The sequence below is a fragment of the Parvibaculum sp. genome, from assembly GCF_046297875.1.
Lineage (GTDB): Bacteria > Pseudomonadota > Alphaproteobacteria > Parvibaculales > Parvibaculaceae > Parvibaculum.
This window is the reverse complement of the sequence record NZ_JBKBHD010000001.1, coordinates 538341-559865: the sequence shown is the minus strand read 5'-3', so window position 1 is coordinate 559865 and position 21525 is coordinate 538341. Positions and strand designations below refer to the sequence as shown.

Below are 21525 nucleotides of genomic sequence, written 5' to 3'. Positions count from 1 at the left end.
AGAGACAAAAACAAACATGTCACCCCCGGGTTTGACCCGGGGGTCCAGGGGCTTCGGGCGAGGCGCATGTGAAGGACTATTACGTCCACATCCTCGCAAGCGGGCGCAATGGAACGCTCTACACAGGCGTCACCAACGACATTCAGCGCCGCGTCTCAGAACACCACGAGGAAATCAGCAAGGGCTTCACGAGCCGCTACGGCGTGAAACATCTCGTCTGGTACGAGGTGCATAGCGAAGCTCGCGCCGCAATCCAGCGCGAGAAGAACCTCAAGCACTGGTCGCGGGCATGGAAGCTCGCCTTGATCGAGGAGATGAATCCTTCTTGGCGCGATATGTACGAAGAGTTTTTCTGAGTCTTGCGAAGAGGGACGGCGCTGCCGCGCCTTCTGGATGCCCGGGTCAAGCCCGGGCATGACATCATTGAGGAGGAGGCCCAAACACCCCCCAAAATAAACTTATCCCCTTCCCTTGCAGCGCCCCCATATTAGCTCCACGCACTGAAATCAAAGCGCACCGGCCGCGGAAAACGGCCAACGCTCATCTATTGGAGCCACTTTTGAATAATGCCCTGCAACGCGCCGATCGCCTCAAGCCGCCCGAGCCAGTCATCCACCCGCGTCTTGAAGACCTCGTCCTGCGGCATGAGATAGGCTTTCTCTGCCTGCGTGAAAGGCGCGTCCGGGTTCGTCGCGCAGAGCCCGTCATATTCGCGCTCGACGATCCGCGTCTCGATTGCATCGGTAATCATCACATCCGCGCGCCCCGCCGCGATTTCCTCGAACACGGTTGCATTGTCCCTGTGCAGGATCAGCGTCGCGCGCGTGATGTTCTCTCGCGCGAATGCCTCGTTCGTGCCCCCCGGATTGACGATGACGCGCACGCCTTTCCGGTCGATTTCTGCCAGCGTGCGGAACCTCTCCCTGTCCTCGCAGCGCGCCACCGGCGCCTTCCCGTCGGCCAGGATCGGGTCGGAGAAGTAGGCCACCTGGCTCCGCGCCTCCGTCACGGTGATGCCGCCCATGCCGATATCGAATTTTCCGGCGGCGAGATCATCCATCAGCGTCGGCCAGCTCGTCCGCACGATCACGAGCCGCGCATCGAGATCGCGGGCGAGCGCCTCCGCCAGATCCACATCGAGCCCCCGGAACTCGCCCTCGGGCTCCTCCCAGGAAAAGGGCTTGTAGTCCCCGGTGAGGCCGACGCGAACCTCGCCCCGCGCGGCGATCCGCTCAAGCACCGGGCTCCCCTCCCAGCGGGCCTGCGCGGGTGCGGCGAGGACAAGGATGAGGAAGAGGGCGGCAAGGGCGCGAATCCGGGTCATGCGCCCATCATAGGCCGCCTCGCAAAGCCCCGAAAGCCGCCCCTTTACTGGACTGTTAAGGGGCCGGCTGCTAGAAACTCGCCCCATGAAGACATCGTCCTTTTGCGGGCGCCGCCCCGCCATCATCGCGCGAATTACAGGCCCGGCCTGCCGCTGAAAGCGCCCCTCCGGGCGCTCCGGGGCAGGAGCCGGGTTCTTCCCTTTTCCATGATCGCGCAACCCCGTATAGCTGGGACCATTCATGTCCACTGAAGAAAAATCCACCGGCGAAACGTCGACTGGCCGCGACTACCGCGACACGATCTTTCTCCCCGCGACCGATTTCCCGATGAAGGCAGGTCTGCCCGCCCGCGAGCCCGAATGGCTCGCCCGCTGGGAAAAGCTCGGCCTCTACAAGCGCCTGCGCGAAAGCGCCAGGGGCCGCGAGACCTTCATCCTGCATGACGGCCCGCCTTACGCGAATGGCAACATCCATATCGGCCATTCGCTGAACAAGATCCTGAAAGACCTCGTCGTCCGCTCGCAGCAGATGATGGGCAAGGACGCGGCCTATGTGCCCGGCTGGGATTGCCACGGCCTGCCCATCGAATGGCAGATCGAGGAGAAATACCGCAAGAAGGGGCTCAACAAGGACGAGGTGCCCCCGCTTGAGTTCCGCCGCGAATGCCGCGAATTCGCGCAACACTGGGTCGATGTCCAGCGCGAGGAGTTCAAGCGTCTCGGCGTCACCGGCGAGTGGGACAATCCCTACCTCACCATGTCCTTCGATGCCGAAGCGAAGATCGTCGAGGAATTCCAGAAATTCCTCATGAACGGCTCGCTCTATCGCGGCTCGAAACCCGTCATGTGGTCGGTCGTCGAAAAGACCGCCCTCGCCGAAGCCGAAGTCGAATATCACGACCACCAGAGCCACACGATCTGGGTGAAGTTTCCCGTCGTGAAGGGCGATGCCCTGCAAGGCGCATCCATCGTCATCTGGACGACGACGCCTTGGACGATCCCCGCCAACCGCGCCATCTCCTATTCGCCGAAAATCGCCTATGGACTTTATGAAGTGAAGGCGACGGGCGAGAAGCTCGTGCTCGCCGACGCACTTGCCGAACAGGTGAAGAAAGACGCGAAGATCGAGGAATGGACGCGGCTCGAAGACGTGCCTGCGAGCTCTCTCGCATTGACTGTCTGCAAGCACCCCTTCAACGGTCAAGGCTACGACTTCCCGGTGCCGCTTCTCGCCGGCGATCACGTCACCGAAGAGGCCGGCACCGGCTTCGTCCACACAGCGCCCGGCCACGGTCAGGACGACTATTTCATCTGGGTCGAGAATTTCGGCGCGAAGGAAATCCCCGACACGGTGAACGAGGAAGGCGTCTATTACGATCACGTGCCGCTTTTCGGGGGCAAGTTCGTGCTGACGCGGCAGGGCAAGGAAGGCAACGCCAATGCCGCCGTGATCGAGGAACTGGAAAAGGCAGGCGCGCTTCTCGCCAAGGGCAAGGTGACGCACTCCTATCCCCATTCATGGCGCTCCAAGGCCCCGCTCATCTTCCGCAACACGCCGCAATGGTTCGTCTCGATGGAGGCACCGATCGAGGCGGCTGGCGGCAAGCCTTTCCGTCAGGTTGCGCTCGAAGAAATCGAGAAGGTCCGCTGGGTCCCTGCGCGTAATCGCAACCGCATCTATTCGATGGTCGAGACGCGGCCCGACTGGGTGCTGTCCCGCCAGCGCGCCTGGGGCGTGCCCTTGACGCTCTTCGTCCGTAAGGATGACGGCGCGCTGCTCTGTGACCCGGAAGTCAACGCCCGCATCGTCGATGCAGTGGCCAAGGAAGGCGCCGACGCATGGTTCGAGCGCCCGGCATCGGAATTCCTCGGCAACAAGTACAAGGCGGACGACTACGAGAAAGTCACCGACATTCTCGACGTCTGGTTCGATTCAGGCTCCACTCACGCCTTCGTGCTTGAAGGCCGCGGCATGCCATCGCCCGCCGACCTCTATCTCGAGGGCTCCGACCAGCATCGCGGCTGGTTCCAGTCATCGCTTCTCGAAAGCTGCGGCACGCGCGGCCGCGCGCCTTACAAACAGGTTCTCACCCATGGCTTCACCATGGATGAGAAGGGCCGCAAGATGTCGAAGTCGCTCGGCAACGTCATCGCCCCGCAAAAGATCGTGGAACAGAACGGCGCCGACATTCTCCGCCTCTGGGTCGCCTCCACCGACTATTGGGAAGATCACAATATCGGCAACGACATCATCAAGTCGAATGTCGAGGCCTATCGGAAACTGCGCAACACCTTCCGTTACCTGCTGGGCAACCTCTCGGGCTTCGATGATGCAGAGCGCGTCGCCGTCGCCGACATGCCGGAGCTGGAGCGTGTCATCCTCCACCGCCTCGCCGAGCTTGATGAACTGGTGCGCAAAGCGTATTACGACTACGACTTCAAGCGCGTCACGCAGGCCCTGTCGAATTTCATGAATGTCGAGCTTTCGGCCTTCTATTTCGACATCCGCAAGGACGCGCTCTATTGCGATGCGCCGTCCTCGCTCCGCCGCCGCGCCTGCCGCACGGTTCTCGACCATCTGTTTGAGTGCCTGACGGCTTGGCTTGCCCCGGTCCTTTGCTTCACCATGGAAGAAGTCTGGCTCGCCCGCTTCCCCTCGGAAGATGGTTCGGTGCATCTGCGCATCTTCCCGGAAATACCGGGCGAGTGGCGGAACGATGCCCTGTCTGAAAAATGGAAGAAGGTCCGCGAGCTTCGCCGCGCCGTCACCGGCGCGCTTGAAGTCGAACGCCGCGAAAAGCGCATCGGCGCGAGCCTCGAGGCCGCTCCCGATGTCTATGTCTCGCGGCCCGAACTCATCGAGGCGATGAAGGGCGTCGATCTCGCCGAAATCGCGATCACCAGCCAGGCGCAGCTCATCGAAGGCCAAGGCCCGGCCGATGCCTGGCGATTGGATGAAGTGCCCGGCGTTGCCGTGGTGCCGAAACTCGCCGAAGGCCGCAAATGTGCGCGCTCGTGGCGTATCCTGCCCGAAGTCGGCAGCGACCCGGATTATCCCGATCTTTCGCTCCGGGATGCCGCCGCCGTCCGCGAGTTCGATGCCCGCGCCGCCAAAAGCTGAGAGGACAAGGAATGAACCGCCTGAGCCGCGAAACCTTCTGGGGCCCGTTCTCGCTTCTGGGCTTTGCCGTGGCTCTGGCGGGCTTCCTCGCCGACCGGCTCCATAAATGGTGGATGCTCCATGTCTATGACATCGCCTCGCGCGGCAAGGTCGAGGTCACATCCTTCTTCGATCTCGTCATGGCCTGGAACCGCGGCGTGAGCTACGGCCTCTTCGCCGCCGAGACCACCACCGGCGTTGTCATTCTCGTCAGCTTCGCGCTGGCGGTGAGCTTCGGCCTCGCACTCTGGCTTGCCCGCGTCGATCTGAAGCTGACGGCCGTCTCCATCGGCCTCGTCCTTGGCGGCGCCATCGGCAATGTCTACGACCGCATCGCCTATGGCGCTGTGGCGGACTTTTTTAGTTTTCATGCCTTCGGCTTTTACTGGTATATCTTCAACATCGCCGATGTGTGGATAGCGGTGGGCGTTGGCCTCATCATCCTTGAATCGGTATGGCCGGGCCTTGCCGGCGGGGCCAAAAACGAAGAATCGGGCGGAAAATCGCCACGATAATGGCCTGAACCAAAGCGTTTCTTGAGGAGACTGCGACGTGAGCGAAGTAGCGAAAATCTCCCGGCGTGCTGGCTGGACCGCGAAGGCGGGCGTGCTTGCCGGTCTTTCCCTGGCGCTCGCAAGCTGCGGCGGCGAAAGCCTCCGGGATACGCTCGGTTATGGTAAGTCCGCGCCGGACGAATTCTCGATCGTCACCAAGGCGCCGCTGGTCATTCCGCCGGACTACTCGCTGCGTCCGCCCCAGCCCGGCGCCCCGCGCCCGCAGGAAATGGAAATTCAGCCTTCCGCCTCCGCGCAGCGCGCGATTATCGGCGAACAGGCGCTGACCGCCGAGGTCTCGCCCTCCATGTCGGCTGGCGAGCAGGCGCTGCTGCAGCAGTCGGGCGGCGCCGCCGCCGATCCGCGCATCCGTCAGGTCGTGAACGCCGAAACCCGTTCGCTGGTCGAGCGCGACAAGACCTTCGTCGACGATGTGATCTTCTGGCGCAAGCCCGGCACGCCGCCGGATGAGCGTCTGGTGAACCCGGCGGAAGAGTCGCAGCGCCTCCAGCAGAACGAAGCCGAAGGCAAGCCCGTGACTGACGGCGAAACGCCGACCGTCACGCCAAAGAAGGAAGGCTGGCTCTCCGGCATCTTCTAGGCCGTAGCACCGCCGCGCCGGACGGCCCGCATGGCCGTCCGCCTTTTCACGGTTTTGCCGCACCCCTATGTCCGTTCGAGGAAGAGTGACCCGTCTCCGCTATCTCGCCGCCTTGCCCTTTGCCGCCCTTCTTCTTGCGGTGGGGCTCGGGCTCATCTTCGGCGGTAGCGGCAAGGCGGCAGGCTCGCCGCCCGAAAGTTTCACGCTCTCAAATGGCATGAATGTGCTGGTGATCCCCGATCACCGTGCCCCCGTCGTCACCCATATGGTCTGGTACGCCGTCGGCGCCGCCGACGAGACGCCGGGCAAGACGGGCCTCGCGCATTTCCTTGAGCACCTGATGTTCAAGGGCACGGAAAAGATTGCGCCGGGTGAGTTCTCCCGCATCGTCGCGCACAATGGCGGGCAGGACAACGCCTTCACCCATTTTGATTTCACCGCCTATTTCCAGGTGATCGCGAAAGACCGGCTCCCCCTCATCATGGAGATGGAAGCCGATCGCATGACCAATCTGGTCCTGACGGATGCCGAGGTGCTGCCCGAGCGCGATGTGGTGATGGAAGAACGCCGCATGCGCATCGAGAACAATCCGGTGGCGATGCTCCAGTCCGACATGGGCACGGCGCTTTATGGCGGCCACCCTTACGGCCGCGACATTATCGGCCATATGGAAGAGATCGCCGGCCTCACCACCGAAGATGCGCTCGACTTCTATGCGCGCTTCTACACGCCGAGCAATGCGACGCTTATCGTGGCGGGCGACATCACGGCGGCGGAACTGCGCCCGCTCGCCGAGAAATATTATGGCGTTATCGCCGAGCGTGCGCCCACCTTCATCCGCGATCGTGCGCAGGCCATCTGGCCTGAGGAAGATGTACGCCTCGAACGGCGCGACCCGCGCGTGACGCAGGCCACATGGATCCGTTTCCTTCCCGCCCCGAGCTATCGCAAAGCGGAACCGAAGGATCAGCCGGCCTTCGACGTGCTGGCAGAAATCCTCGGCCGGGGTACGACGAGCCGCCTCTACCGCGCGCTCGTCGTCGAACAGGGCATCGCGAGCGGCGTACAGAGCTGGTACGAGGGCAACCGCCTCGACGATGGCCGCTTCGGCATCTATGCCTTGCCCCGCGTTGGCGGCGATCTCGCCAGTCTCGAAGCCGCGATAGAGGCCGAAATCGCGCGCCTGCTCGCAGGCGGCGTCGACGATGAAGAACTTGCCCGCGCCAAGACCGTGATCGCGGCCAGCGCCATCTATGCGCGCGACAGCCAGCGGACCATGGCCTATGCCTATGGCGAAGGCCTCATGACAGGGCTGACCGTCGAGCAGATACATGAATGGCCGGATCGTGTTCGCCGTGTGACGAAGGAAGATGTGATGCGGGCCGCCCGCCTTGTCTTCGAGAACAACCCCTCGGTCACGGGCGAACTCCTGCCGGGAGGCGATTCGTGATCCGCACTGCCTTCCTCGCATTCCTCTTTGCGGCGGCGAGCCTCGTCCCCGCCGCCGCAATGAATATCGAGCGCGTGGTCAGCCCTGGCGGTATAGAGGCATGGCTGGTCGAGGAAAATTCCATCCCGCTCATCGTCATGGACGTTGCCTGGAAAGGCGGCTCGGCGAGCGATCCGGCAGAAAAGGCGGGCACAGCCAACCTGGTATCCTCACTGCTCGATGAGGGGGCCGGCGAGTTCGATGCCGCAGCCTTTCAGGCGCGGATCGAAGACATCGCGGCGCGCATGTCGTTCTCTGCCGAGAGCGACAATTTTGCCGGTTCGCTTTCGACGCTGGCCGAACATCGCAACGAAGCGTTCCGGCTTTTTTCGCTTGCCATTTCCGAGCCGCGTTTCGAGGAAGATGCAATCGAGCGCATCCGGGCGCAGATCGGCGTCGTCATCGCGCGCAACAGCGACCGGCCGGAATGGATCGCAAGCGATAGCTGGTACAAGGCGGCGCTGGGCGATCACCCCTATGCGCGCTCGTCCGAAGGAACGCCCGAGACGTTGGGTGCCATCACGCGCGACGATCTCATGGAATTTGCCAGCCGCGTCCTCGCGCGCGACAACCTCAAGATAGCAGTCGTCGGCGCTATCTCGCCTGCGGAGCTTGGTCCCTTGCTGGACCGGACATTTGGTGCCTTGCCCGAGAAGGCAAATCTGCCGGAGATCGCCCGCATCGAACTTCCCGAAGGCGGACAAACGATCGTCGTGGAAAGGGATTTCCCGCAAAGCGTTATCTTGTTCGGCATGCAGGGATTGCCGCGCGACGATGAAGACTTCATTCCCGCCTTCATCATGAATTACATGCTGGGTGGCGGCAGCTTTTCATCTCGGCTCATGGAAGAAGTGCGCGTCAAGCGCGGCCTCGCCTATTCCGTCAGCACCTATCTCAGCCCGCACGACCGCGCGGCCTTCTATTTCGGTGAAGTCGGCACAAAAAACGAGCGCGTGGGCGAAACGCTGGCCGTCGTCCGCCGCGAGCTTGCACGTATGGTGGAGGAGGGTGTAACGCAGGAAGAGCTTGACGACGCAAAGACCTATCTCACCGGCTCCTATCCGCTGCGCTTCACGACCAACCGCTCCATCACCTCGCAATTGCTCGGTATTCAGCTCGAGAATCTCGGCATCGACTATGTCGAACGCCGCAACGGCCTCATCGAGGCAGTCACTACCGAGGATATTGCCCGTGTGTCGAAGCGTCTCCTCAAGCCGGAAAACATGATCGTTGCGATTGTCGGAAAGCCGAACCTTTCGCCGGATCCGGACCTTCCGGAGGACGATGACATGCGCCCCGCCGCGCCCGGTCATCCGGGCGACGCGCCCTTCTGACGCGCTTTCCGGCTGGAACAGGCCCGCTGGTGGCGCGTTGATGTTCTTGTTACGCTCGGCAAGCGCCCGCGCGATTCAGCTAGCCCGGTTTCATCCCTTGCTTCGGACCTGACCTCGAATGGCCGCCACTGACCTGCCTTATCGCCAATCGATTGACAATTGTTTCGCCGATCGTATCGGCGAGCAGGGGCTTTCCCGCGAAAAGTTCAAGGCCGCTCTCTCCGAAGCGAATGCGGCGCTCGGCTGGCTGCGCGAGGCGCATGATAGCGGCGCCTTGCCGCTGCTGCGCCTGCCCGCCCGGACCGACGATCTTGCGCGGATCGACGAGGTGGCCGAGCAGATCCTCAACAACACGACCGACATTGTGGTCTTCGGCATTGGCGGCTCCGCGCTTGGTGCACAGGCACTGGCGCAGCTCACGGGCTGGGGTACGCAGGCCCACAAGCAGAAGGGCGTGCATATCCATATCCCGGACAATCTCGATGCCACGACAATGGAAGCCGTGCTCGGCAATCTCGATCTCCGCACCACGCGCTTTCTCGTTGTCTCGAAATCGGGAGGCACAGTCGAGCCCGCCATCCAGACGCTCGCCGCCATGGGTGCGCTCGAAAAGGCAGGCGGCGGCAAATACATGAAACATCACTTCGCCGTGCTCACCGAGCCGGCGAAGAACGGCAAGCCGAACCCGATGCGCGCGCTTGCTGAAGCAAACGGTTTCCCGACGCTGGAGCACGATCCGGGCGTCGGTGGCCGCTACGCGGTGCTGTCCAATGTCGGCCTGCTGCCGGCGCGGCTGATTGGACTGGACATGAAGGCGATCCGGCATGGTGCGGCGGCTGTGCTGAAGCCAATCCTCGACGGTGCATCGGCTGAGGACAGCGCGCCCGCCGCAGGCGCGGCGCTGCAGGTTGCGATGATGCGCGAGAAGGGCATCGCCATGTCGGTCGTTGCCGCCTATGCCGACCGGCTCGATCGTTTCCTTGCCTGGTATTGCCAGCTCTGGGCGGAAAGCCTCGGCAAGGACGGCAAGGGCACGACGCCGGTACGCGCCCTCGGGCCCGTCGATCAGCACAGCCAGCTGCAGCTCTGGCTTGCCGGACCGAAGGACAAGCTCTTCACCATGTTCCTGACCGACACGAAGGGGAGGGGACCGGAAGCGCTTGCCGGTATCGCGGCGAAGACGGACTTCGCTTTCCTTGGCGGCCACAAGGTGGGCGACCTTGTCGATGCCGAGCAGCGCGCGACCGCCGATACGCTGGCAAGGAATGGCCGCCCTGTCAGGCAGTTCTCGTTGCCCTCGCTTGATGAGCGGACGCTCGGCGCGCTCTTCATGCACTTCATGCTGGAAACGATCATTGCCGGCCGCATGCTCGGCGTCGATCCCTTCGATCAGCCCGCCGTCGAGGAAGGAAAGATTCTCGCGAAATCCTATCTCGCCGAAGAGAAAGCCTGACAGCGATGAGCCGCATCCGCCGCCTCAGCGAGGGAACAATCAACCGCATCGCCGCGGGCGAAGTGGTCGAGCGCCCGGCAAGCGCGGTGAAGGAGCTTGTCGAGAATGCGCTTGATGCCGGCGCCCGCCATATCGACATCGTGATCGAGGGCGGCGGCCGCGATCTGATCCGGATCATCGATGACGGCATCGGCATGGACGCGGAGGAAATGGCGCTTGCGGTCGAGCGCCACGCTACATCGAAGCTCCGGCTGGACGATGAAGGCCGCGAAGACCTGCATGATATTGCGACGCTCGGCTTCCGCGGCGAGGCCTTGCCATCCATCGGTGCCGTGGCGAGGCTCTCGATCGTCAGCCGCCCGCGTGATGGCGCGGCTGCCCATCGCATTGTCGTCGAAGGTGGCCGTGTCGGTGCGGTCGAGCCGTCGGCAGGACGCGCCGGAACGCAGATCGAGGTGCGCGATCTTTTTTATGCAACCCCCGCCCGCCTCAAATTCATGAAAAGTGAGCGCGCCGAAACGCTGGCGGTATCGGACGTCGTGAAGCGGCTCGCGATGGCACATGCGGAAGTCGGCTTCACGCTCACAGGCGGTGGGCGCAACATGCTCCGCCTCGAACCGGAACTGCCGGGCGAAAGTGGCAGGCTCGCGCGGCTCGGTGCCGTGATGGGAAGCGACTTCGAGCACAACGCGCTTGCGATCGACGCCATGCGCGAAGGGATCGGGCTTCGCGGCTTTGCAGGTCTGCCGACCTATAATCGCGGCACCGCACAGATGCAGTACCTTTTCGTGAATGGCCGCCCTGTGCGCGACAAGCTGATTGTCGGCGCGGTGCGCGGCGCCTACGCGGATTTCCTCGCTCGCGACCGGCATCCTGCCGTGGCGCTTTTTGTCGATCTCGATCCGCGCGATGTCGATGTGAATGTGCATCCGGCGAAGGCCGAAGTCCGCTTCCGCGACGCAGGTCTCGTGCGCGGCTTGATCGTCGGCGCTCTGAAGCGCGCCCTGGCGGAAGCCGGACATCGCGCCTCGACGACGGTGGCAGGCGCGGCGCTCGGTGCGCTCCGCCCCGAAACGCAGTCCCCTGCCTATACGCCCGCGCATAGCTGGTCCCCGCCGCCGCGGCCGGGCTTCGCTGAAGAAGCGGGCACCTGGCAGGGGGCCTTCGCAGGCCTCGGCGGCCACGCCGCGCGCGTCGAGGAAGCATCGCTACCCGAACCGTCTCGGTCCGCGCCGGACATGCCGCTTGGTGTCGCCCGCGGACAGTTGCACGAGACCTATGTCATCGCACAGACGGCCGACGGCATCGTCATCGTCGATCAGCACGCCGCGCATGAACGCCTCGTCTATGAGAGAATGAAAAAGGCGATCGCGGAGAAAGGTGTCGCCCGGCAGATTCTCCTCATTCCGGAAGTGGTCGATCTCGATGAGGCGGAGGCCGAGCGGATTGCCGCCCGTGCGGACGATCTTGCCGATCTTGGTTTTGTGCTGGAGTCATTCGGCCCCGGCGCAGTCGTCGTGCGCGAGGTGCCGGCCATTTTCGGCAAGCTCGACGTGCAGGGCATTGTGCGCGATCTGGCCGACGATCTTGCCGAACTCGATGAAGCGCTCTCGCTCAAGGAACGGCTCGAGGAAGTCTGCGGCACCATCGCCTGTCACGGTTCGGTGCGTGCGGGGCGCAGGCTCACCGCCGATGAAATGAACGCGTTGCTGCGGGAGATGGAGGCAACGCCCCATTCCGGCCAGTGCAATCATGGCCGCCCGACCTATGTGGAACTGAAGCTCGCAGATATAGAGCGGTTATTTGGCCGCCGCTGAGGGCGAAAGGCAGGCCGCATGGAGAAAGCCGGTCAGCTCCTCCGTGACATGATGGATATGCGGGCCCTCCGCGCCTTCATGCGAAATCTGGTGATGGCGCTCCGGGCCCTGAATGCCGGGCCTCACCCAGACGGTGGTCATGCCGATCTCATGCGGGACTTCGAGATTGCGGGCAATATCCTCGAACATGGCGGCCCGCGACGGTTCGATGCCGCTCGCCTCTACAAAACGCTCATAGGCTCGACGCCGCGGCTTCGGCTCATAGGCCGTCGTCACGATGTCGTATATGCCGTCGAACACATGATCGATACCGAGCTGACGCACGACATTCTCGGCATGGGCGACGGAGCCATTGGTGAAAATCACCTTCCGGCCCGGCAGCCGCGAAATGGCATCGCCCAGCGCCGCGTCGCGCGAGACGGCGGACACATCGATCCGGTGCACGAAATCGAGAAACGCATCGGGCTTCATCCCGTAGACCGTCATCAGGCCGGAAAGCGTGGTTCCATGCTCGATGTAGAAATCCTTCTGGATGCGCTTTGCTTCAATGGGGTCAACGCCGAGAAACTCCCCGATAAAGGCGGTCATCCGCCGATCGACCTGCGCAAAGAGGTCGCAAGCGGGCGGATAAAGCGTGTTGTCGAGGTCGAAAACCCATGTTTCGACATGGTCGAAGCCGCGACTTGCCGGGGAATTGTCAGGTCTCTGCATGGCACATTTGTGCCGCCTCCGAAGCGGCAAGGCAAGGGCCGGAGATTAATCGAGTATTAAGAAGGCGGGCCGGACACTGACAGGGATTGTTGACACTTGAAGTCCCGGAGCAGGAATGGCGCTCGGCTTGCTGTCCCGTCTGTTCGGCCGGCGAAAGCTCCCACCGGAGCTGCGCTACGAAGACGCGCGCCATGTGCTTGAAAGCCATCAGCTCGCGGCGAAACGTGAGCTTGCTGCCCGCAACGATGCGCCGCCCGAGGCGCTGTACTATCTTGCCTGCGACGACGATGAAGAGGTGAGGGGGCTGGTCGCCGCCAATCCGGCAACGCCCCATCAGGCCAATGAACTGCTGAGAACCGACGCGGACGACGATGTTCGCGCGGAGCTTGCGCGCAAGATCGCGCGCCTCATGCCGGACATGCCGGAAGGCGAGCTCACCGCACTCCAGCAGAAGACGATCACGCTGCTCGAACGCCTGGCCGAGGATGAACTGCCGCGGGTGCGCGCCGTGATCGCGCGCGAGGTCGCAGCCTGCCACACCATTCCCAAACGGCTCGCGCTCCGTCTCGCGCATGACGCGGAAATCGCCGTATGCGGCTCCATTCTTCAATATTCGCCGCTTCTCTCCGACGAAGACCTGATCGAGATTGTCGCAACGACGCGCGTTCGCGGCGCCATAGAAGCCATCGCGCATCGCAAGGGCCTCAGCGGCGATGTGGCAGAGGCCGTCGCCGCCTCGCTCGACATTCCCGCGATCGCGGCTCTCCTCGCCAATCCGAGTGCGGAAATCCGCGAGCAGACACTGGATCGTGTGATTGCTCAGGCCTCCGCCATCGAAAGCTGGCACCGGCCGCTCGTCATGCGTACCGATCTATCGCTTCGCGCGATCAGGCGCATTTCGACTTTTGTGTCCCGTGCGCTGGTGGACGAGCTATCGCGCCGAAATGGCCTTGATGAAGAGACCGAGCAGGCGCTGAAGGCGCGGGCTCAGGCCGCGCTCGAGGCTGAAATCGACGCCGCCGGAAAGCCCGTCACGGTAGAGGCCGTGCGCAAGGCCTATGCGAAAGGCGATCTCGGCGATGATATCGTAACCGGCACCGCCACGATGGCGCGGCGCGAGCCTGTCGTGACGGCTCTATCCCTTCTCACCGGCGTCACGCCGGGCACGGTCGAGATGGTGCTCGACGCAAAAAGCGGCCGCGGCATTACCGCCTTGTGCTGGAAGGCCGGGCTTTCAATGCGCACCGCGCTGTCCATTCAGGCCCATATCGCGCATGTGCCGGCGGCAAATCTCGTCTTGCCCAGCGAAGGCATCGACTATCCGCTGGCGGAAAGCGAACTTCTCTGGCACCTGCAATATTTCGGCATAGACACAAACCGCCCCTGAGATCTGAGCTAGTCCAGCGTGATCTCGAGGAAGGCTTCCCCTGATGTCTCGATGCGCTTGAAGGTCCGTTCGTCGAAGCCACGCGCCGCACAACGCTCGCGCCCGCGTATTTCGAACCGTGTCGATTTGGTGCAATAGGGCCGATCACCGCTCCAGATCAGAGGTGCACCGTACCTCTGTACGATGGCGCCCATATCGTCGACGGCCTCGGCATAGAAATAGTAGGCCTCCTCGGTCAACTTCCCCTTGATCGCCTTGCGGCAACTGCCCGGATCGATCCTAATCCATCCGCTCGACATGTCTTCGGCGCCGTTGCGAAAGCCGACCGCTGCCCAGACAAGTTCCGCCGTACGGTTGCAGAAATCGAGGCCGACGCTCTGGTGAACCGCTATGGCGCGCGAAGTAAGATTGGCCAGCAACACTTCGTCGATCGCGCCGGTCTGTGTCAGGTTCGCCGACCGCTGGAAAGCATGAACCGCTCGCAACGTGTTGCTCGCTGCAATGCCATCCACCTGCTTCAGCGCGAAGCCGAGATCCATAAGCAGGCGTTGCGCTCCGGCAATGCGCGAGTCCTCGGCGCTGTATTCGCTCGCTTCGGAAAAGCTGGTCGTCCAGCTCGCACCTGCCTTCGTCTCGACCCGCAGAAAATCGGCCGCATCGAAGCCGCGCATTGCGCATTGTTCCCGGCCCTCGATCTCGAACGGCGCTTCCACGATACAGAAGCTGGTATTGCCCGAAAAATACTTGATGCTGCCTTTGTGCGCATCGAAGGAGCGGGCGAAGACGTAGTATTCGCCGTCGTCCACCGGGCCTTCCAGCATCGTTTCGCAACTGCCCGGCAGCAACCGCTTCCAGCCTCGGCTTTTCCATATGTCGTCTGACGAATATCCGATCGCCGCATCGAGGACGTAACTCGTGCGATTGCAGAATTGATAGTCGGCATGCGCCGCACCCGGCAGGGCGAGCCAGCAAAGCAAAGCGGCAGCGGCGATCTGCAGTATTGTCTTCATGGATATCATTCATTCCCCCGAACGAGGAAATTCTAGCATCCATGAAAGGCGGGGGGAAAGCAGTGAGCCTGGCCGTCAGCGCTGAATGAGCGTTCCCGCGCCATGCTCGGTGAAAAGCTCGAGCAGAACGGCATGGCGCACTCGCCCGTCGAGAATGACCACCGCTTCGACACCTCCCTCGACGGCCTCGATGCAGGTCTCGAGTTTCGGGATCATGCCACCCGAGATCGTACCGTCCGTCATCAGCGCCTTCGCCTCATCGAGCGTAAGTTCCTCGACGAGCTTCCCCTGCTTGTCGAGCACGCCGCTCACATCGGTTAGGAGCAGCAACCGCGCTGCACCCATCGCCGCAGCGATGGCGCCAGCCGCCGTGTCGGCATTTATGTTGTAGGTGTGCCCGTCTTCCGACACGCCGATCGGCGCGATCACCGGAATGATATCGGACTTCTGGATGACGTCGAGAATTTGCGTATTGATCTTCGCCGGTTCGCCGACAAAACCGAGATCGAGAATCTTTTCGATATTCGATTCCGGATCGTGGATCTTGTGCTCCACCTTGCGGGCGACGATGAGATTGCCGTCCTTGCCGCAAAGTCCGACGGCCCGCCCACCCGCCTGATTGAGCTGCGCCACGATCTGCTTGTTGATCGAGCCGGCCAGAACCATCTCGACGATCTCGACGGTGGCCTTGTCGGTAATCCTGAGGCCGCCTGAAAACTCGCTCTTGATACCGAGCCGGTTCAGCATTGCGCCGATCTGCGGGCCGCCGCCATGCACGACGATGGGGTTGAGTCCCGCCTGCTTCAGCATCACGATGTCGCGGGCAAACTCCACGCCCAGCGCCTCGTCGCCCATCGCATGGCCGCCATATTTCACAACGACGGTACGTTTGTCGTAGCGCTGCATGAAAGGCAGCGCCTCGGAAAGAACGCGGGCCCTGTCCAGTCTCGTATCGTCGCTTTTCGTCGTGTCCGGCATCGCTCCTGGCCCTGCTCGCGTCGCGTCATTCGCTCCGCGGTTTATACCCCAGCTGCGCCGGATCGGCCAGTGAGGCAACCTCCGCCCGCAGTTCCGCGATGCCCGTGCCCTTCTCGCTGGAGGTCGCAACAATGCGCGGATGGGCGGCGACGTGCTTGCGCAACGCGCCCCGCACTTCCTCGAGCCGGATATCGATTTCGCCGGTCTTCAGCTTGTCTGTCTTGGTCAGGACGATCTGGTAGGAGACGGCCGCCTCATCCAGCATGTCCATCACTTCATGGTCATTGGGTTTGAGCCCGTGCCGCGCGTCGATCAGCACAAAGACCCGGCGCAGCTGGACCCGGCCCCTGAGATAGGACATCACGAGCGCGGTCCAGTCGTTCACGCGGGTTTTCGTTTCGCGCGCATAGCCGTAGCCCGGCAGGTCGACCAGCATGATGGCGGCCTTGCCCGCGGCTCCCAGCGAGAAGAAATTGAGCTCCTTCGTCCGCCCCGGCGTGTTTGATGTGCGCGCGAGCGTCTTGCGCCCGGTCAGCGCATTGATGAGGCTCGACTTGCCGACATTCGACCGGCCGGCGAAGGCAACCTCCGCAAGCACCGTCGCGGGCAAGCCCTCCATGTCGACAACGCCGCGAACGAATTCGCAAGGTTGCGCAAAGAGCCATCGTCCCGTTTCGATGTCCGGCGTGTCGAACGGATTTTCCTGCGCCGGTTCCACTGTCATCGCTCAGGACTTCGGCTTGCCGCCGCCCACAAGCTTGTCGAGACCGAGATTGTTGAAAATCTCGATCGGCACACCTTGCCGCTTCATGATGACGCCCTGCTGGATCACCGAGAGCGTGTTGTTCCACGCCCAGTAGATGACGAGACCTGCCGGGAAGCCTGCCAGCATGAAGGTAAAGATGACCGGCATCCAGGTGAAGATCTGCGCCTGAATGGGATCTGCCGGCAGCGGGTTCATCCGCATCTGCACAAACATGGTGAAGCCCATGATGAGCGGCCAGATGCCGACGACGAGAAGCGAGGGCGGATCCCAGGGAATGAGACCGAAAAGATTGAAGAGCGACGTTGGATCGGGCGCCGACAGATCGTCGATCCAGCCGAAAAACGGCGCATGCCTCATTTCGATGGTGACGAAGAGAACCTTGTAGAGCGCGAAAAAGACCGGGATCTGAACGAGAACAGGCAGGCAGCCCGCCAGTGGGTTCACCTGCTCCTTCTTGTAGAGCTCCATGATCTCCTGCTGCTGCTTCATGCGGTCGTCCTTGTACCGCTCGCGCAGCTTCTCCATTTCGGGCTGCAGCTTCTTCATCTTGCTCATGGCGACATAGGACTTGTTCGCGAGCGGATAGAAGACAAGCTTGATAAGCACAGTGACGAGCAGGATCGAGATACCGAAATTGCCGACATAGATCGCAATGTAGTGCAGCAGCTTGAAAAGCGGCTGAGTCAGGAACCAGAACCAGCCCCAGTCGATCAGCAGATTGAACTTGTATATGCCGGCCGCGTGATAGGTATCGATGACGGAAGAGACCTTCGCGCCCGCAAAGAGGCGGTTCTCGATCTCGATGGCGCCGCCAGCCGGAACTTCATGCGCGCCGTAACGGAAATCGGCCTGGAAATTCTCGATCGCCGAAGTCGGATCGGCGCTGAAGCTGGCGACGAAGTTTTCACCCGTCTGCGGAATGATCGCTGCCGCCCAGTATTTGTCGGTGATGCCGAGCCAGCCATCCGTGTCGGTGACCTTCACCGGGCCGTCATCGGCGGCATTCTTGTAGGAGACGGCGACTTCGCCGACGCTCGGAAACTCGCCGATAAAACCTTCATGCAGAATGAAGAAGGAGCTGCCGGCCGGTCTTCCCGTGCGCGAGACGAGGCCATAGGGATAAAGTGTGACCGCATTGCCGCCATTGTTTTCGACACGGTCTTTCACGGTGAAGAGGAAATGCTCATCGACCGAGATCGTGCGCAGGAAGGTGAGGCCCTGGCCGTTTTCCCAGCGCAGCGTCACCGGCGTCGAAGGCGTCAGCATGTCGCCTTCGGCAAGCTGCCACTGCGTACGCGAGCCGGGCAGGTTCACATTCTGGCCGGGCGCCGGAATGAAACCGAATTCCGCGAAATAAGGCGTCTGCGTACCTGTCGGCGTCAGCAGCGACACTTCCGGGCTCGCCGGGTCGACCGTCATGCGGTACTGGCGCAGTTTCAGATCGTCGAAACGCGCGCCGCGCAGCGAGATCGAACCATCGAGTTCTTCCGAGAGGATGGGAACGCGCGGGCTGGCGGCCAAAGCATCTTCGCGCGTGACGCCGACCATTGCCGTACCAGGCGCAATCCGCTGGACCGGCTCGTCGACGCTGGGCAGGCGGACATCGCTGGGCGCTGCTGCTTCGGGTGCTCTGTCCGTCCCGGTTCCTTGCGCGGCGGCAGCCGCTTCCTGCCTGGCTTTCTCCGCCTCCATCTGCGGGGTCAGCACGAAATATTGCCATCCGGCGAAAACGAGCAGCGACAGGACGATGGCGATAAGAAAGTTTCGATTGTCACCCATGTGGCACGTCTTTCCCGGAAGCGGAACTTGAGGCATCGGAAGACGCGGGCGCCTGCGCGCCGCGGCTTCCATGAACTTTGCTGAGAGCGATTCTGAGATCGCCGATAAGGTCGGGCCAGCGCCGTGTCAACGTGTCCTGGCGCCCGATCAGAACGTAGTCGTAGCCGTCTTTCGCCAAGAGGGGAAGAACTTCGGCCGCCGCTGCGCGCAGGCGCCGTTTCGCCCTGTTGCGCTCCACGGCGCAGCCGACCTTCCGCGTCACTGTGAAGCCGACACGAGGTGAATTTTCGTCGTTGCGGAAATTGGCCTGCAGCACGAGCCCGCGTTCGGCGCGTTTGCGCCCGCGGGCGGCGGCGAGGAAGTCTTTGCGCTTTCGCAATCTGTCCGGCTGGCGGTCCATCTGGCAGCTCGCAGGGGCACGATGTACCGCGCCCGATTGGAAAGCCTCGACTGCAAGGGACCGTGAGGCCGGGCCGTCATGAACGGCGCCGGAGGTCACGGGCGCTGGGTTCAGGCGGAGAGCCGCTTGCGTCCCTTGGCACGGCGCGCAGCAAGAACCTTGCGGCCGCCAACGGTCGCGGCGCGCGCACGGAAGCCGTGGCGGCGCTTGCGGACGAGTTTGCTCGGTTGATAAGTCCGTTTCACGTCTCTTCTCCGGCGGATCCTGGCCAGCTCCGGGCGCCCTGGGTGGGCTGCCTCGAATGCCAATAAAAACAAGAGCCGCAGGCGTTGCCGCCCGACGGCTGTCTGGCGGGGTGTATAAGCGATATGGCGCGCACAAGTCAACTTCCCGCGGCCAATTCCGGCCCGGATCGCCTTGCCTGACGATGTCTCACATTCCGGTGAGCGGGCCTTTCGCCGGGTGAGATTGGGTTTAATGTGGCCCCCGCGCGCCCGATGGCGGGCGGCCGTCCGGCCTGTTCGTTTGTTCCCTTTATGTTCCAAGCGGCCAATTGCGAGGCTCAATGACCGAATCCGCGCCTAAAGCCCCGGCGGGCGCCTTTCGCCGCTTCCTGCCGCTTGCCATCCTTCTGGCCGGCCTTGGCGCGTTCTTTGCCCTCGGCCTCGATCGCTATGTGACACTCGACACCTTGCGCGACAACCGTCAGGCGCTGACGGGCTGGGTCGCGGAAAACTGGTTCCTTGCCGCCTTTGTCTATGTTGTCGCCTATATCGCAATGGTCGCCTTCTCGCTGCCGGGCGGGCTTGTCGCCACGCTGACCGGCGGTTTCCTGTTCGGCACGCTGTTCGGGGGCCTTCTCACCATTGCCGGTGCGACGATCGGCGCGACCGCTATCTTCCTTGCTGCAAAGACGGCGCTGGGCGATGCGCTGCGCGCAAAGGCGGGCCCTGGCCTGCGCCGCATCGAGCAGGGCTTTGGCGAAAATGCCTTCAGCTACATGCTGGTGCTTCGCCTCGTGCCGCTCTTTCCCTTCTTCCTCGTCAATCTGGCGCCCGCCTTTCTCGGCGTACCGCTCCGCACCTATGTGCTCGCGACATTCTTCGGCATCATGCCGGCCACTTTCGTCTTCGCGAGCCTCGGCAACGGGCTTGGTGCCGTTTTCGATGCAGGCCGCGAGCCCGATCTCGGCCTCATCATGGAGCCGCAGATCATCGGTCCCATTCTCGCGCTGGCGCTGCTGGCGCTGGTGCCCGTCATCTATCGCCGCTTTGCAGGCAAGAACAGCCTTCCAGACGAGGCCGCCTGACAGGCAGGTTTCACATTTCGCACCGGAGTATTCATGGCTAAGAGGATCAAGGCTGACATCTGCGTGATCGGTGCTGGCTCGGGCGGTCTGTCCGTCGCAGCCGGCGCAGCGCAGATGGGTGCGCGCACCGTGCTGATCGAGCGCGATGAGATGGGCGGCGACTGCCTGAATACCGGTTGTGTGCCCTCCAAGGCGCTTCTTGCTGCCGCAAAACAGGCCTACCGCATGGGCGCAGGCGAGCCTTTCGGCATTTCCCCCGTGAAGCCTGATGTCGACTTTGCGAAGGTTCACGACCACGTTCATTCGGTGATCGCCGCCATCGCGCCGAACGATTCCGTTGCGCGCTTCGAGGCTCTCGGCGTCACCGTCATCAAGGAACATGGCCGCTTCCGCGATGGCAGCACGGTCATTGCGGGCAATGCGGAGATCACCGCGCGCCGTTTTGTGATCGCAACCGGGTCGCGGCCCTTCGTGCCGCCAATTCCGGGCCTCGACAAGGTGGCGTTCCACACCAACGAAACCATTTTCGGGAACATGACCTGTCCGGAGCATCTCATCATTATCGGTGCAGGCCCCATCGGCCTGGAAATGGCACAGGCGCATCGCCGCCTCGGCGCGCGCGTCACCGTGCTTGAAACGCTGAGAGCCTTTGCCCGCGACGATGAGGAGATTTCGGCGCTGGTGATCGCGCGGCTGCGCAAGGAAGGCATCGAGATTCTCGAAGGTGTGAAGATCGGGTCCGTTTCCGGCGGTGCAGGCGAGGTCAAGGTCACGCTTGCCGATCAAAGGGAAATCGCCGGAACGCATCTTCTCGTCGCCACGGGACGGCGCGCCAATGTCGAGGGTCTCGATCTCGAAAAGGCAGGCGTCGAATATACCGAGCGCGGCCTGCGCGTCGACGAGCGCTTGCGCACGACGAACAAGCGCATTTTCGGCATCGGAGATGTGGCGGGCGGTCCGCAATTCACCCATGTCGCGGGCTATCACGCAGGGATCGTCATTCGAAATGCGCTCTTCCGCGTCCCCGCCAGGGCCGACCACAGCGCCATACCCCATGTCACCTATACCGACCCGGAACTAGCCCATGTCGGCTTGACGGAAGCCGAGGCGCGGGCGAAGGGCCTGACGGTCAATGTGCTGCGCTGGCATCTCGCCGAAAACGACCGCGCCCAGGCTGAGCGCGAAACGGAGGGCGTCATCAAGGTGGTGACGGACAACCATGCCCGCGTCCTCGGCGCAAGTATTGCCGCGCCGCATGCCGGCGAGCTGATTTTGCCCTGGGTTCTGGCGAAGTCGCAGGCGCTGAAACTGTCAGCCATGGCAGGTGTCGTCGCGCCTTATCCGACCCTGTCGGAAATCAGCAAACGGGCTGCGGGGGCCTATTACACGCCGACGCTGTTCAGCGCCAAGACAAAGATGCTGGTGCGCTTTCTCGGTCTGTTCGGATAAGCTC

The 21525-nt window shown here is 62.7% G+C and carries 19 protein-coding genes; 11 read left to right on the top strand and 8 right to left on the bottom strand.

Features of this window, described 5'->3' with window-relative positions; translation table 11 throughout:
• Positions 1-68 precede the first annotated feature (68 nt).
• Positions 69-356 (top strand): GIY-YIG nuclease family protein, encoded by a 288-nt coding sequence (locus ACK4FH_RS02735; RefSeq protein WP_409811002.1) that lies wholly within the window; start codon positions 69-71, stop codon positions 354-356.
• Between the two features lie 188 nt (positions 357-544).
• Here the strand turns inward: ACK4FH_RS02735 and ACK4FH_RS02730 are convergent, their stop codons facing one another.
• Positions 545-1324, bottom strand: coding sequence for a transporter substrate-binding domain-containing protein (locus ACK4FH_RS02730; RefSeq protein WP_409811000.1), 780 nt, complete (start codon positions 1322-1324; stop codon positions 545-547).
• Between the two features lie 241 nt (positions 1325-1565).
• Here ACK4FH_RS02730 and ileS point away from each other — a divergent pair, with 241 nt between their 5' ends.
• The 7 genes from ileS to mutL all read left to right on the top strand — a co-directional run bounded on the left by ileS (position 1566) and on the right by mutL (position 11732).
• Positions 1566-4445 carry an isoleucine--tRNA ligase gene (gene ileS / locus ACK4FH_RS02725; RefSeq protein ID WP_409810998.1) on the top strand — a complete coding sequence of 960 codons (2880 nt, stop codon included), beginning with the start codon at positions 1566-1568 and terminating at the stop codon, positions 4443-4445.
• 11 nt (positions 4446-4456) lie between these two features.
• Positions 4457-4999: a signal peptidase II gene (gene lspA, locus ACK4FH_RS02720; protein ID WP_409810996.1), complete on the top strand. Its 543-nt coding sequence runs from the start codon at positions 4457-4459 to the stop codon at positions 4997-4999.
• Between the two features lie 37 nt (positions 5000-5036).
• Complete coding sequence (locus tag ACK4FH_RS02715; RefSeq protein WP_409810994.1) at positions 5037-5639, top strand: DUF3035 domain-containing protein; 603 nt, start codon at positions 5037-5039, stop codon at positions 5637-5639.
• 85 nt (positions 5640-5724) lie between these two features.
• The gene (locus ACK4FH_RS02710; RefSeq protein ID WP_409810992.1) at positions 5725-7089 is read left to right on the top strand and encodes a M16 family metallopeptidase; all 1365 of its coding nucleotides are present in this window, start codon (positions 5725-5727) and stop codon (positions 7087-7089) included.
• Positions 7086-8462, top strand: coding sequence for a M16 family metallopeptidase (locus ACK4FH_RS02705; RefSeq protein ID WP_409810990.1), 1377 nt, complete (start codon positions 7086-7088; stop codon positions 8460-8462). The genes ACK4FH_RS02710 and ACK4FH_RS02705 overlap by 4 nt, the downstream gene beginning before the upstream one ends.
• A gap of 118 nt (positions 8463-8580) precedes the next feature.
• Positions 8581-9915, top strand: coding sequence for a glucose-6-phosphate isomerase (locus ACK4FH_RS02700; RefSeq protein ID WP_409810989.1), 1335 nt, complete (start codon positions 8581-8583; stop codon positions 9913-9915).
• Between the two features lie 5 nt (positions 9916-9920).
• Positions 9921-11732 carry a DNA mismatch repair endonuclease MutL gene (gene mutL, locus ACK4FH_RS02695; RefSeq protein WP_409810987.1) on the top strand — a complete coding sequence of 604 codons (1812 nt, stop codon included), beginning with the start codon at positions 9921-9923 and terminating at the stop codon, positions 11730-11732.
• Here the strand turns inward: mutL and ACK4FH_RS02690 are convergent.
• Complete coding sequence (locus ACK4FH_RS02690) at positions 11715-12443, bottom strand: pyrimidine 5'-nucleotidase (RefSeq protein ID WP_409810985.1); 729 nt, start codon at positions 12441-12443, stop codon at positions 11715-11717. The two genes, mutL and ACK4FH_RS02690, sit on opposite strands and share 18 nt — an antisense overlap.
• A 115-nt stretch (positions 12444-12558) precedes the next feature.
• Here ACK4FH_RS02690 and ACK4FH_RS02685 point away from each other — a divergent pair, with 115 nt between their 5' ends.
• Positions 12559-13830 (top strand): DUF2336 domain-containing protein, encoded by a 1272-nt coding sequence (locus ACK4FH_RS02685; RefSeq protein ID WP_409810983.1) that lies wholly within the window; start codon positions 12559-12561, stop codon positions 13828-13830.
• A gap of 8 nt (positions 13831-13838) precedes the next feature.
• Here ACK4FH_RS02685 and ACK4FH_RS02680 read toward each other — a convergent pair whose 3' ends face one another.
• The 6 genes from ACK4FH_RS02680 to rpmH all read right to left on the bottom strand — a co-directional run bounded on the left by ACK4FH_RS02680 (position 13839) and on the right by rpmH (position 19008).
• Positions 13839-14840, bottom strand: coding sequence for a DUF1036 domain-containing protein (locus tag ACK4FH_RS02680; RefSeq protein ID WP_409810982.1), 1002 nt, complete (start codon positions 14838-14840; stop codon positions 13839-13841).
• Positions 14841-14915: 75 nt separating this feature from the next.
• Positions 14916-15818: an acetylglutamate kinase gene (gene argB, locus ACK4FH_RS02675; protein WP_409810980.1), complete on the bottom strand. Its 903-nt coding sequence runs from the start codon at positions 15816-15818 to the stop codon at positions 14916-14918.
• Between the two features lie 25 nt (positions 15819-15843).
• Entirely contained in the window at positions 15844-16542 is a 699-nt protein-coding gene (gene yihA / locus ACK4FH_RS02670) for a ribosome biogenesis GTP-binding protein YihA/YsxC (protein WP_409810978.1), read from the bottom strand.
• A gap of 3 nt (positions 16543-16545) precedes the next feature.
• Positions 16546-18363, bottom strand: a complete 1818-nt coding sequence (gene yidC / locus ACK4FH_RS02665) for a membrane protein insertase YidC (protein WP_409810976.1) — start codon at positions 18361-18363, stop codon at positions 16546-16548.
• Positions 18356-18763, bottom strand: a complete 408-nt coding sequence (rnpA, locus tag ACK4FH_RS02660) for a ribonuclease P protein component (RefSeq protein ID WP_409810974.1) — start codon at positions 18761-18763, stop codon at positions 18356-18358. The genes yidC and rnpA overlap by 8 nt, the downstream gene beginning before the upstream one ends.
• Before the next feature lie 110 nt (positions 18764-18873).
• Positions 18874-19008 carry a 50S ribosomal protein L34 gene (rpmH, locus tag ACK4FH_RS02655; RefSeq protein WP_409669451.1) on the bottom strand — a complete coding sequence of 45 codons (135 nt, stop codon included), beginning with the start codon at positions 19006-19008 and terminating at the stop codon, positions 18874-18876.
• Positions 19009-19328: 320 nt separating this feature from the next.
• On the opposite strand from rpmH, the gene ACK4FH_RS02650 reads away from it, so the two are divergent.
• Together ACK4FH_RS02650 and ACK4FH_RS02645 are read left to right on the top strand one after the other, a co-directional pair.
• Positions 19329-20072: a TVP38/TMEM64 family protein gene (locus ACK4FH_RS02650; RefSeq protein WP_409810972.1), complete on the top strand. Its 744-nt coding sequence runs from the start codon at positions 19329-19331 to the stop codon at positions 20070-20072.
• Positions 20073-20105: 33 nt separating this feature from the next.
• Positions 20106-21521, top strand: a complete 1416-nt coding sequence (locus ACK4FH_RS02645) for a dihydrolipoyl dehydrogenase family protein (protein ID WP_409810970.1) — start codon at positions 20106-20108, stop codon at positions 21519-21521.
• Positions 21522-21525: the final 4 nt, after the last annotated feature.

Coding starts and splice junctions, on each gene's coding strand:
- ACK4FH_RS02730 (WP_409811000.1), bottom strand. CDS start 1,324: ATGACCCGGATTCGCGCCCTTGCCGCCCTCTTCCTCATCCTTGTCCTC.
- ileS (WP_409810998.1), top strand. CDS start 1,566: ATGTCCACTGAAGAAAAATCCACCGGCGAAACGTCGACTGGCCGCGAC.
- lspA (WP_409810996.1), top strand. CDS start 4,457: ATGAACCGCCTGAGCCGCGAAACCTTCTGGGGCCCGTTCTCGCTTCTG.
- ACK4FH_RS02700 (WP_409810989.1), top strand. CDS start 8,581: ATGGCCGCCACTGACCTGCCTTATCGCCAATCGATTGACAATTGTTTC.
- mutL (WP_409810987.1), top strand. CDS start 9,921: ATGAGCCGCATCCGCCGCCTCAGCGAGGGAACAATCAACCGCATCGCC.
- ACK4FH_RS02690 (WP_409810985.1), bottom strand. CDS start 12,443: ATGCAGAGACCTGACAATTCCCCGGCAAGTCGCGGCTTCGACCATGTC.
- ACK4FH_RS02685 (WP_409810983.1), top strand. CDS start 12,559: ATGGCGCTCGGCTTGCTGTCCCGTCTGTTCGGCCGGCGAAAGCTCCCA.
- ACK4FH_RS02680 (WP_409810982.1), bottom strand. CDS start 14,840: ATGAAGACAATACTGCAGATCGCCGCTGCCGCTTTGCTTTGCTGGCTC.
- argB (WP_409810980.1), bottom strand. CDS start 15,818: ATGCCGGACACGACGAAAAGCGACGATACGAGACTGGACAGGGCCCGC.
- yihA (WP_409810978.1), bottom strand. CDS start 16,542: ATGACAGTGGAACCGGCGCAGGAAAATCCGTTCGACACGCCGGACATC.
- yidC (WP_409810976.1), bottom strand. CDS start 18,363: ATGGGTGACAATCGAAACTTTCTTATCGCCATCGTCCTGTCGCTGCTC.
- rnpA (WP_409810974.1), bottom strand. CDS start 18,763: ATGGACCGCCAGCCGGACAGATTGCGAAAGCGCAAAGACTTCCTCGCC.
- ACK4FH_RS02650 (WP_409810972.1), top strand. CDS start 19,329: ATGACCGAATCCGCGCCTAAAGCCCCGGCGGGCGCCTTTCGCCGCTTC.
- ACK4FH_RS02645 (WP_409810970.1), top strand. CDS start 20,106: ATGGCTAAGAGGATCAAGGCTGACATCTGCGTGATCGGTGCTGGCTCG.